The organism is Kitasatospora sp. NPDC085879 (assembly GCF_040686255.1).
Lineage (GTDB): Bacteria > Actinomycetota > Actinomycetes > Streptomycetales > Streptomycetaceae > Kitasatospora.
On record NZ_JBFBJZ010000081.1, the window covers coordinates 1 to 11,540 of the forward strand.

The 11,540-nt window shown below is 71.6% G+C and carries 10 protein-coding genes and 1 pseudogene; 7 read left to right on the forward strand and 4 right to left on the reverse strand.

The features are described from left to right. Positions 1–152: 152 nt before the first annotated feature. The 4 genes and pseudogenes from AB0P35_RS36350 to AB0P35_RS36365 form a co-directional block, all read right to left on the reverse strand. Positions 153–878, reverse strand: a complete 726-nt coding sequence (locus tag AB0P35_RS36350; protein WP_363519624.1) for a YhjD/YihY/BrkB family envelope integrity protein — start codon at positions 876–878, stop codon at positions 153–155. 330 nt (positions 879–1,208) lie between these two features. Beyond that, positions 1,209–1,721: an alpha/beta hydrolase gene (locus AB0P35_RS36355; RefSeq protein WP_363519570.1), complete on the reverse strand. Its 513-nt coding sequence runs from the start codon at positions 1,719–1,721 to the stop codon at positions 1,209–1,211. Between the two features lie 252 nt (positions 1,722–1,973). After that, complete coding sequence (locus tag AB0P35_RS36360) at positions 1,974–2,960, reverse strand: NAD-dependent epimerase/dehydratase family protein (protein ID WP_363519573.1); 987 nt, start codon at positions 2,958–2,960, stop codon at positions 1,974–1,976. 396 nt (positions 2,961–3,356) lie between these two features. Further along, positions 3,357–3,482: pseudogene (locus AB0P35_RS36365) on the reverse strand (hypothetical protein); the annotation flags it as partial. Positions 3,483–4,358: 876 nt separating this feature from the next. Here AB0P35_RS36365 and AB0P35_RS36370 point away from each other — a divergent pair. The 7 genes from AB0P35_RS36370 to AB0P35_RS36400 all read left to right on the forward strand — a co-directional run bounded on the left by AB0P35_RS36370 (position 4,359) and on the right by AB0P35_RS36400 (position 11,504). Then, entirely contained in the window at positions 4,359–5,633 is a 1,275-nt protein-coding gene (locus tag AB0P35_RS36370) for an MFS transporter (protein WP_363519575.1), read from the forward strand. 873 nt (positions 5,634–6,506) lie between these two features. Next, positions 6,507–7,067: a sigma-70 family RNA polymerase sigma factor gene (locus tag AB0P35_RS36375; RefSeq protein ID WP_363519578.1), complete on the forward strand. Its 561-nt coding sequence runs from the start codon at positions 6,507–6,509 to the stop codon at positions 7,065–7,067. Beyond that, the gene (locus AB0P35_RS36380; RefSeq protein ID WP_363519581.1) at positions 7,064–7,891 is read left to right on the forward strand and encodes a zf-HC2 domain-containing protein; all 828 of its coding nucleotides are present in this window, start codon (positions 7,064–7,066) and stop codon (positions 7,889–7,891) included. Before AB0P35_RS36375 ends, AB0P35_RS36380 begins: the two co-directional genes overlap by 4 nt. 32 nt (positions 7,892–7,923) lie before the next feature. Further along, complete coding sequence (locus AB0P35_RS36385) at positions 7,924–8,733, forward strand: ABC transporter ATP-binding protein (protein WP_095876222.1); 810 nt, start codon at positions 7,924–7,926, stop codon at positions 8,731–8,733. Continuing rightward, entirely contained in the window at positions 8,730–10,130 is a 1,401-nt protein-coding gene (locus tag AB0P35_RS36390) for a hypothetical protein (protein WP_363519584.1), read from the forward strand. The genes AB0P35_RS36385 and AB0P35_RS36390 overlap by 4 nt, the downstream gene beginning before the upstream one ends. Beyond that, positions 10,127–10,699, forward strand: a complete 573-nt coding sequence (locus AB0P35_RS36395; RefSeq protein ID WP_363519587.1) for a hypothetical protein — start codon at positions 10,127–10,129, stop codon at positions 10,697–10,699. The genes AB0P35_RS36390 and AB0P35_RS36395 overlap by 4 nt, the downstream gene beginning before the upstream one ends. A 412-nt stretch (positions 10,700–11,111) precedes the next feature. Beyond that, the gene (locus AB0P35_RS36400) at positions 11,112–11,504 is read left to right on the forward strand and encodes a nuclear transport factor 2 family protein (RefSeq protein ID WP_363519590.1); all 393 of its coding nucleotides are present in this window, start codon (positions 11,112–11,114) and stop codon (positions 11,502–11,504) included. Positions 11,505–11,540: the final 36 nt, after the last annotated feature.

Here is an 11,540-nt window from a genome sequence, read left to right on the forward strand (position 1 = left end):
GTCACCCGCTCCCGCTTGGGACGACTCGTTCGTCAGGGACTCCTCGCCCAACCCGGACGTGGCCGCTACCAGAAACGGACTTAACGTCCTCTCAGCGCCGGCAGGCAAGGAGTGGACGTCGCTACGACATGGCCACGACGGCGCGTCGGATCTCACCTCCGCCGTTTCAGCGCACGTGTCACGCGTAGGAGTTCCTCGTGGAGCAGTCGGCCGACCAGCGCGCCGCCGAAGACGACCACTCCCACGCCGACCAGCCAGGACTGAATGACCAGAACGGTCCCGAACGGACCATAGGTCACCGTGTTGGACGCGATCAGCGGTGAGAAGACGAGCCGGGAGAAGAGCCGCAGGCCGAGCAGTCCGACCACGGTCACCACGACTCCCGGCAGCAGGGCACGCCAACGCACCCGCCCGCCGAGCAGCAGCCGTTGCGACCACCAGACGAACACCACCGCGCTCAGCGCCGCCGCCAGACCACCGACCGGGGACCGGCGCCAGAGCGTGCTGGTGGCGGACACGAAGAGGAATCCGATGAGCGCGGCGAGCCACAGCACGTGCCGCCACCGGGCCCACCAACGGGCCGGCGGCAGGTTCCAGGCCTTCTCGTACCCGCTCTGCACCGCGGCCCCGAACGACAGGCCGAACACCGCCAGGGCGGCGAGGCCGAACGCCGTCGTCGCCCGGAACGCCTGCCCGGGCCGCCCGAAGAGCTGCTCGACCTCCTGCCTGGAAGCCAGCGACACACCGAGCCCATCCCCCAGCCACTGCGCGAACCCCCGCCCGCGGTCCGGGTCGGCCGCGGAGACCACGATCAGCGGCGGAACCAGGGTGAGGAACCCGAGCGCCGCGAAACCCAGCGCCCGCTGAGACAGCTGCAGATCACCGCCCCGCAACCAGCCGCGCCCCGGCCGGCGAACGGCGGATCACCCGCCGCAGTCGTCCGAACAGGGACGAACGACCCGTGGCACTGGAGGGTTTCTTCGGCATGCACGTTGACTACCATGGTCGAGATGCCGCTGGTGGAGGGCACGACCACGGGAACCGAGCCCGGCCCTCGGGTAGGGCCCGTCGGCAGGACGGCCCGGAGGTCCGGGTAAACCGACCGACCCCACTGTGCTCACGGTGACCACGGCGGTCCTGGTGGCACTTGAGTCCGACCCGGTCGCCGGCAGCTTCACTGCCCGCCGAACGGCGCCCTGTCGGGCGTATCAGTTCAGGAACCGCACGGTGGTCGACACGAAGCTGTCGGCGTCGTCCAGCCACGGGTCATGGCCCGCGCCCGGTTGGACGACAAACTCGGCGCGCGGGAACAGCGCGGCGAAGCGGGCCGTCACGTGCGGGGGCGAGGCCAGGTCGAACTCCCCGGCGAGGACCAGGACCGGCGTGTCGAGCGCGGCGAGCGCCACCCGGGTGGCGCCCGGCTCGAAGGCTCCCTCCGATCCGAGGACTTCCGCCGCCGCCGCGTTCCACTGGGTCTCCTCGGCCGCCCGGTGGGCCTGCGCCGTCTCGTCCCAACGGCCGTAGAGGAACGGCGCGATGGTCGCCCAGTCATCGGCCGCGGCTTCGCCGGCGTCTATGGCGTCGAATGCTGCCGACGCCGCCGCGAACCAGGGCTCGTCCCTGCGGAGCCGGGCGACCTCACGCCGGTCGTCGCCGTTGACTTCCAGGCCGGCGGCGTTGGTGCCGGGCGTGATGAGGCCCCAGCAGGTGTGCGGTGTCATCGGGGAGTTGAAGCGGTCCGGAGCGCCGGGGAGGCCGCCCGGAGGCAGGCCTTCGCCGATGAGATGGTCACGCCTACCGATCCGGCCGGGCCCGCCCGCTCACTGCGGGCCCGGCCGACTGCGGACGGCGAGCCGAACCCGTGTACTCGACCATCGGTGAAACGGCCTACGGTCAGGCCCGTGGGCCGCCTCGCGGGACGTCGCCGAGACGGTGTCGGCCCACGCCTGGGACCCGCAGTAGGTGGCAGTCCGTCAACCCTGCAGTGCGGCGGTCTCGGCTTCGGGGGCCAGCCCCAGGACCGGGCGGTCGGGACGCTGCGGCGAGACTCCGCCAAGCCCCTTCAGCCATTCCCACGTGTCGGCGACGGTCTCGGCGACCGGCCGGCAGCGCAGCCCGTCCGCGAACGCCTTGGATGTCTCGGCGCCGTACAGGAACTCGTGCAGCTCGCCTGGCGGTGCCCAGATCGGCAGCTCCGTCCACGGTGCGATTCCGGCGGCGGCGATCCGCTCGGGGTCGGTCCAGCGCAGCTCCGCATCCGATCCGGTCGCGGCCACGCACGCCTCCAGAAGCTCACCCATGGTGGCGTGACCGGGCCTGCTCACCAGGTTGTACGGGCCGGACAGCCCGCGCACGGCGGCGTCCAGGGCCCAGATCGCAAGGTCACGCGTGTCGACGTACTGGAGTGGCAGGTCGCGTGGGCCGGGGGCGAGCACGGGGCCGCCACGGGCGATCCGGTCCAGCCACCAGGTCAGCCGGCCGACGTCCTCTCCCGGGCCGAGGATCAGACCGGCGCGCAGCAGCAGCGAACGGTCCGCGCCGAACGCGCCGGTGACGGCGAGCTCCCCGCCGCGCTTGGCCTGCGGATAGGGGACATCGCCGTCGTCGGGCGAGCCGTCCAGCAGGACGCCGTTCTCGGCGGCACTGTGGTCGACCGGGTCGGCGTACACGGAGCCGCTGGAGATGTACACGTACCGACCGGCGCGCTTCGCGAGCGTACCCGCCGCGTCACGTACGGCCGAGGGCCGCGCGGACCAGGTGTCCACGACCAGGTCCCACTCGCCGTCGCCGAGCGCGGCCAGTCCGTCGGGGGCGGTCCGGTCGCCCCGAAGGACGGTGGCTCCGGACGGCGGGTTGCGGTTGCCGCGATGGAGAAGGGTCACGTCCCAATCGCGGGACAGGGCCTCGTTGACAATGGCGCGTCCGACGAAGCCGGATCCACCGAGCATGAGAAGTCGCATGCCAACCACTGTCCTCACCGATGTGCCGGTCGGTCCACCCGCATCCGCCATCAGCGGAATCGCCGTCAGCTGAACCTGGACCGGCAGTGCCCGGCCGGGCGTTCCCCCACCCGAGGTCCAGGTCGCCCCGCTGCAGGAGAACCCGGATCACGCCGTCGACCAACGGATCCGGTCGCGACAGCCGTACGTCATCTGTGCCGTCGCGGAACCTCGCACCGCGGCCGGCGGTCGTAGAGGTGACTCGTGCTCTGTCGGCGGTCAGGCGGCACTGATGCTCCGTCGGCAACTGACCGCGCAAACTGGGGCGCGCCGATCGGCCGGCTCCACCGGCGCCGGGTACGGGCAGACCTGGCCGTGGCCATGACCGGTCGGCCCCTGTCCGACCTGGCGGCCGACCTAGCGTCCGTGCCTCGCCCGGTGGACGGCGATCAGCTCGCGGTACCGGGCGTATGACGCCTTCGGCGTCCGCTGCGTCTTGAAGTCGACGTGGACGAGGCCGATGCGCTGGTGGAACCCTTCGGCCCGTCGAACGGGCTGTCATGCAGCGAGGCCTCACCTCCGAGCACGCTGTACTGACATCGCTGGGGCCGCATCCGGCCGCCGTCCCCGGCGTCGTGCCCGAGTCCCGAGTCTGCGAACGCGGCGGCTTGGCACCGCGGCGGTGTCCTGAGCCTGCCTCAGCCCGCCGCGCCCGTGCAGGAGGCCCGGCGCGGGCGGGCCAGGCCGTCGGCGCCACAGTGGGCGGCCAGCTCGAGTTCCTGAGCCAGGGCGGTACGGACGGCTGGAGTGGCGCCCAGCGCCCACCCAGGTCGATCGAAACTCCGCGAGCCTCCGGGAGCGGCCCGGGCCGTCCTCGTCCTCGAACCGGATCGCGGCGAACATGAAGTGGGCGACCTCCAGGCGCAGGCGGCCCGGCCGGGCCGGGTGCGAGCGGCCTCCTCGACACAGACCGTGGCGGCCTCGCCGAGCCGGTTGCTCTGGGCGAGGGCATGGGCGAGCCGGAAGGTCGCGTCCACCCTGAGCTCGGGGCCCAGCCCGTACGGGTCCCGGTCCGCGTGGCCGGCAGTATCGGCTGGTAGACCGATGTGGCGGCCAAGGACGCCACCGACGACGAGTAGGCCGACGGCTGCGGCCGGCGCCGTTGGGCGTTTGCCGCAGCCTCGGACATCGCCAGACCTCGGCTCCACTCGCTGCGCTGCACGTGTAAGGTGCCCCCCACCCGCATCCGATCCCAGCCTTCGACAAGCCGGGTCGTTGCAGGTCGCGGGGCACCTTTTCCAGCTGGTGACGGACAGCCACCAGCTCTGGAAGTCGCGGTGAAACACCGAGGCTGGAGGTTCCGGTCGGCGGCGGAGGCCCAACACTAATGATCACCGGAGTCATCAGGGAGCCCGCAGCATGACCGGCACCACGGAGGCCCTCAGCGGGCCGGCTGCAGTCGACACTGCAGCACGAAGTGTCACGCGCCCGTTCTACGTGTACGCCGTGCTCACCAACACGCTGTTCCAGCGCGGCGTATTCGTCCTCTTCCTTCAGCAGCGAGGCTTCTCCGCCGAGCAAGTGGCCCTACTGCAGACACTGCTCTACCTGGTCAGCGGACTCGCGGAGTTACCGACGGGAGTCATCGCCGACCGAATCGGCAGGCGTGCCAGCATCGTGATCGGCCAGATGCTGATGGCTGGATGTCTGCTCGGTCAGGTGGCGTTCTCCAACTACTGGTTGTTCCTGGCGCTGTTCATCGGGCAGGGCGTGGGCATGGCATGTGTGTCCGGTTCGGACACCGCCCTTCTGTACGACCTGCTCGTGCGTCGTGGTGCAACGGCCGGCTACGTCAAGATCAAGTCCCGGTTCACGATGCTCGGGACGGTCACCTCGGGAGCCGCCATCGTCCTCGGCGGCCAACTGCAGCGGATTTCCTGGGGGGTCGTCTACGTCGGTTCGGCGGCGTGCCTCGCCCTGGCCGTGGTGGTGCTGATGTCACGGGTGCCCGAGATCCGCGGCGCGGACGCGGTGGACGAGCAGGAGGACGGAGCCGAGAAGGAGCAGGGCGACGCCACAGCATGGCGGGCGATGCTTCGGGTCGCCACGCCGGCGCTCGTGACGCTTGTCGCGGTGTCCGGATTGATGCATGCAACTCTGACGCCCTACATCATTTTTACGCAGAAGACCCTCTCTGATCAGGGAGCGGGCACCGCATTGGTCAGCGTGGTCATATCGGCGGGATTCTTCGCCGGCGGGCTCACTCCGCTGCTGTCGGACCGCGCGGACCGGCGCATCGGGTATCGGGTCACAGTCCCGGTGTCTCTCCTGACGCTCGCTGCGGCACTCGGCCTGAGCGGCCTCGGCCTTGTCTGGGTCACCATCGCCGCGTTCCTGGCCCTGGTCGGGATTCCCGAGATCACCGCCGTGATCGTGGACAACGTGTTCAACGAGGCCGTGCCGTCGCGCCACCGGGCGAGCCTGCTGTCGATGATCGCATTCGTGGAGTCGGCGCTCATCGGCGTCGGCTATCTCGTCCTCGGCGCGCTCATGGACGGGCTGGGCTCCAGTGTGGGCATGGCCACCTACGCCGCCGTCCCCCTGCTGGCATGTCTCCTGTGGCTCCCGGTGCTCTTCCGAGGGGCACGGGTGACCACCGAGATCGAGAAGCCCACCGACCAAAAGACATCCTGAAACAGACCAGGGCCCTGGTAGAACCGATCCGCCCTCATGGTCGAAGGCGCCGACAACAACCGCAACCTCGGCAGCGCCCGCTGAACCACACACCCATCGACAAGACCGCCCTCGCGTTCCAGCGCATCTGCCATCGACCGGGACTGGGGGGAGGCGCGGGGCGCCCACCCCGGCGTTGGCTGTGGACACTGGGTGAACGCGGCGAAGCCGGTCCAACCCGCCACGCCCTCAGCGTGGTCAGGCGGGCTACTGATGTGGAATCACAGCAGCTACACAGAGACGCTGCCAGGCTTCCCTTCTCCGGGCAGCGGAGCCTGCAGGACCGTCCGCAGCCCGAACGGCGGGAGGCCCGCCCTCGGGCGCGACACGACAATCGCCACCACGTCCCACCGGTCCCGTGCCGCGGTGCCGATACCCAACGCTCCCAGCCTCATCGTGCCCTTCGAGCTTCAGAGGGCAGGCCATGCTGCTTGCCGGGCTCTGTCCAGATGCCGGCCCGCCGTCGGAGGGAAGGGCACCGGTGCGGCGGGGCGCATGGAACTGGCCCGTGCTCGACCGGCCCGACCGTCGCACTACGCGGCCGACCCGAAAGGCGCATGCGCTCCCACCAGTCCGATTGCCATCCTCGGGGCTGTGTCAGCCCGCAGCCGCCGCCTGCCGCGAGATCTGCCGTGGCCGCTCACTGCGACCGACATCCGCGCCGTCCTAGGCGAGTCGGAGACCAATGCCGACTATCTGACGTTCGACCAGCAACCGCGGGAGGAGGGAGCCGTGCCACGCGTCGAATGGACCCCGCCGATCGCCACCCCTGGCACTGTGACGCGGATCACGACAGATGCAGAACCTGTGCGCGGGATCCGGCGTCTGGCTGGTGTGAGACCACTCAGGAGAGCACTGGACGAGCTGGACGAGGAACGCCTCGTCCGGCTGGTGGCCAGAGGTGACCGCGGGGCGTTCGACGAGTTGTACCGGCGCACGTCGCCGTGGCTGGCGGTGCGGTTGAGCCGCCGCTGCGCGGACGAGCAGATCGTCGCCGAGGTCATGCAGGAGACCTATCTGGCGGTGTGGCGCGCGGCCGGCGCGTTCGCCGGGAGCGCGGTCGGCGGGACGGCCGTCGGGTGGCTGTGGACGATCGCGGCGCGCCGCCTCGTCGACGCGTTCCGGCGCCGTGCCCACCATGCCGAACCGCCGGTCGCCGCCGCCGAGCGGGCGGTGGTGCCCGCGGCGGAGGAGGAGGTACTCGCCGGGACGGTCGGCGGCGACGTCGGTGACGCCCTGCGGCGACTGGCGCCGGAACTGCGACAGGTACTGCAGGCCATGGTGCTCGACGGGCTCTCCGTCCGGGAGACCGCCGTCCTGCTCAGACTGCCCGAAGGCACGGTCAAGAGCCGCGCCCGCCGGGCCCGGATCGCGATGCGGGAGGCGCTGGCATGAGTGCGGAACACGCGTCGATGCGGTTGATCGACGACTATGCACGTGGTGACGCGACGATGGCGGCGGACACGGTATGGGCGTTGGAGGCCCATCTGGAGACGTGCGCGCCGTGCCGGAGCCGCCTGGCGGCCTCCGTGGCCACCGAGGCGCCCGGCATCGCCGCGCTCGTCGACACCGTTCGGGCCGGTCTGGAACCGCAGCTGGACGCGGCCGTCCCGATGCCCTCGCGGCGACACCGCCCGAGGTGGGTGCCGGCCTGGCTGACACTCGTCATGGCCCCGTGGCTGGCCATGACCCTCGCCGTCACCCTGGTGGCGCTGCTGCTGGACGCCGTCGCGTCGCCGACGCTCTTCGGCGACGCCTCACCGCTGTTGCTGGTCGCGCCCGTGCTGCCGCTGTGCGGTGTCGCCGCATCGTGGTCGCGCGGCCTGGACCCGGCGCACGAACTGACGGCCTCCACCGCCCGGGCCGGCCTGCCCCTGCTCCTCAGGCGCACCACGGCGGTCCTCGCGGTGGTCCTGCCCGGGCTCCTGGCGGCGGGATGGCTGACCGGAACCATGACGGCCGCGCAGTGGTTGCTGCCCTCCCTGGCCTTCACCTCCGCCGCCCTGGCGCTGGGCAGCGTGGTCGGCGTGACCCGCGCCGCCGCCGGGCTGGCGGTCGCGTGGGGCGTCGTCGTCGTGGCACCCACGTGGGCCACCGGCCGCGTCCCCCTTGCCCTGCAGCTTGCCCTGCAGCCAGGCCAGCTGCCCGTGTGGGGACTGCTCCTCGCCCTCGGCACCGGCGCCGTGATCGCCCGCAGAAACGCCTACTCAACGCTGTGAAACCATCGTCGACCCTCGAAAGGGACCACCGCATGACGCCCACGACGAGCGCGGCCGACACCGCGCCGAAGACCTACGCCTGGGAGATCCGGGCCAGCGGCCTGAGAGTACGCGTCGGACGGAAGAAGATGGCCGTCGACGGGCTCGACCTCTCCCTGGGCACCGGTGCCCACGGCCTCCTGGGGCCGAACGGAGCGGGAAAGACCACCCTGATCCGGGCGCTGGCCACCGTGCTGCGCCCCGCCGAGGGCGAACTCGAACTGCTCGGCACCTCCGTGGGCGGGGTGGGCGACCACCGGGCCCTGCGCCGCCGGATCGGCTACCTGCCGCAGGACTTCGGCTACTACAAGCGCTTCACGGTGCGTGAGTTCGTCGAGTACATGGCCTGGTTGAAGGAGGTTCCGAAGGCGAACGTCCCCGCGGCCGTCCAGCGGGCCGTGGAACGGGTGGGCCTGGCGGACCGCGCCGACCATCGGATGAAGACCCTGTCCGGCGGCATGGTGCGGCGCGCCGGCATCGCCCAGGCCATCGTCAACGACCCCGCGGTGCTGCTGCTGGACGAGCCGACGGCCGGCCTGGACCCGGCGCAGCGGCTGCGGTTCCGCGAGCTGCTGCAGGAACTGGGCCGCGACACCTGTGTGGTCGTCTCCACCCACCTGGTCGAGGACGTCGCGGCCGCCTGCTCCGACGTGGTGCTCTTCGCCGACGGCCGCCTCGTCTTCCAGGGCACGCCGGACGACCTGGCTGCGGCGGGCGGCCCCGAGTACCCGGGCGACAGCCCCCTGGAGCGCGGCTACTCGGCGCTGCTCCAGGGCTCCGGGCAGCAGGGAGGTACCTGGTGAACGGACGTGTCCTGCGCATCGAGTTGAAGCGTTCCGTCGCCCCGTGGGCCGGCGTCGTCGTTCTGGGAGGCAGCCTGGCGGTCTTCTGTCTGATCGACGGGATCTGGTGGAAGGGCACCGCGGGGTGGACGGCCCAGTGGACCTCCATGGCCATGTGGACCCGGTACCTGCTGGCCTTCTGCTGGCCGCTCGTGGTCGGGATGGGGGCGGTGTACGGGCTGCGCGATTCCCGCTCGCGGATGGCCGAACTGCTGACGACCACGCCGCTGCCGGCCTGGCGCCGTGCGGCGCTGCCGGCCGGTGCGATGGCGCTCGCGCTGGCGGCGGGCTTCGGCCTGCTCGTCCTCGTGGGCGGAGTCCAGGTGACGCTCGGCGCCACCACCTACACGCACCTCGGGTGGCTGCCGATCTCGTTCGTGGCAGCGCTGGCCCTGGTCGCGGGGGCCGTGTTCGGCATGGGCGTCGCGCGGGCCCTGCCCTCCGTGCTCACCCCGCCGGCCCTGGTGGTGCTCGTCCTCATGCTGACGGGACTCCTCCTGCGGCAGAGCGGCGACGGGGCGCTGCCGTCTGGCGTCGCGCCGAACCGGCTCGCCCAGCTGTCCCCGGTGACCGTGGAGCCGCGGGAGATGCTGCTGACCCTGTCCGGTGCCGTGCACCTCGGCCAGACGCTCTGGCTGCTCGGCCTGCTCGCCACCGGCTTCGCACTGCTGTCGGCCGTGACCCGCCGGGCCCGGCTGCTCGCGGTGATCCCCGTCCTGGCCGGCGCGGCCGTGGCCCTGCTGGTCCTCCCGGCCGCTGCGCGCGACACCTACGTCGTCGACAAGGCCGCCGCCGCGCTGGTCTGCGACGGCCCGGTGTGCGTGACGCAGGCGAACCGCTCACGCCTGCCCGAGCTCGCGCTGCGCAGCAAGGAGGCGCTGCGCGTGCTGCACGACGTCCTGGGTGACAAGGCGCCGAACTCGGTGCGGGAGGACACCGAGCTGCGCGCGCTCGGCGACGAGCGCGAACTCTCCGGCGACGTGGTGCTGGTCGACTTCGACGAACGGCTGCTCGCCGATGCGACGGGCGGGAAACTGACTCGTGCGCTGATCGCCCAGGGCCTGGCACCGAACTGCCACGGGAACAACGACCGGGAGCAAGGAGGATATGCCGACGTCGCCCTCCAGAGCATCGCCGTGAGCTGGGCCCTCCATGATTCCCAGCTCCAACCGCTGGAGGAGAAGGGCAGCGACGCGTATTCGCTCAAGGTCTGGGCGGACGCCGACGTCGCTTGGCCGAGGCTGACGGCGCTGCCACCGGCCGAGCAGCGCTCGCGGATCGCCGAGGTACGCGCCGCCAACGTCTCCTGCACGGGGTACATCGAGCTTTCGGTGCTGGCGGGGGAGGCGTCGCGATGAGGTGGCTGATCCTGTACGCACGTTCACGGCAGGTGCCCACCTCGGCCGCCGCGGTCGCACTCGTCGCGCTGGCGGTGTGGGCCTGCAACCAGGGCGGCCCGGGCCCGGTGGACCTGGGGATGGCGGTCCTGGTCCTCACCGCGAACGTGGCGGCCGCTTCCGTCGGACTCGGTGGGCGGGATCCCGCGCTGGAGACGACGGCCGCGATCCGATGGATGCCCCGCCGGGCGGCGCACGTGCTGCTGATCGGCGCCTTCGCCGGTGCGGCGCTGCTGGCGGTCCAGGCGGCGGGAGTGAAGCTCGCCCCCACCGAGGTCATCGTCCGGGACGGCGCGGGCCTGGTCGGCCTGGCCGCGCTCGGGGCGGCGCTGTGCGGGGCACAGTTCGCATGGACCCTGCCGACCGGCTGGCTCGCGTTCACCCTCCTCGTCCCGACTCCGCCCGGCACCGCGGGACAGGTGGTCAACTGGATGATCCTTCCCCCCGGCACGGCGGCGTCCACCGGGACCGCGTGGGCCCTGTGGGCGACCGGCACCGCGCTCTACGCCGTGGCAGGCCCGAGACGGTAACGGGCACGCCCCACGCCTGCGACCCGATCGACTCGGTGCGACCTGCAGCTCACGCATCGCCCTCTCAAGGACCCGCTCAGCTACGGGTCCCAAGTCCGGCCAAATCGTTGGGATGCCGGACGGCTCCCTTCTCGTGGCTCACGTCCAGCGGCGCCTCGCGCCGGCCTACGAGACCAGTCCGAAGCACGCAGAGACGATGATCCGCTGGGCCGTGACCGGCCTGACGGCCCGTCGCCTCGCGCCGTGCCGGGCAGCAGCCCGGAGCGCCCGCGACCTCTCGCCGAACTCGGGATCAGACACCAAAAGCGTGCGCTGCGCACGCATCTCCTGCTACAGTCATAAGCGTGCTTCAGGCACGCATCTCCAACCCACTCACGGCGGGACGCCCCCGCACGCAACCGAAGGAACCCCCATGACCCGCACCGACATCCGCACCGCCCTCACCGACCTCCTCCTCACCCCGGGCCTCGACCTCGACGAAGCCGCCGACCGGCACTTCGCCCCCGACTACCGCCAGCGCACCGACGGCGACTGGGCGGACCGCACCGAGTTCCTCGCCCACATCGCCCACCTGCGCACGGTCGTGGCCGACGGCTCGGTCGAGGTGCACGACGAGCTGTCGTCCGGCGACCGCTACGCCGACCGCCACACGATGGAGATCATCAAGACCGACGGCTCCACCGTCCGCATGGAGGTCTACCTGTTCGCCGAGTTCGCCCCCGACGGCCGCTTCCGCCGCATCGAGGAGACCACCCTCATGCTCGAAGGCGCCGGCAACGACCGCAACCTCGGCAGCGCCCGCTGAACCACAAGCCGGCCGCCCGTTCCCACATCCCCAGGA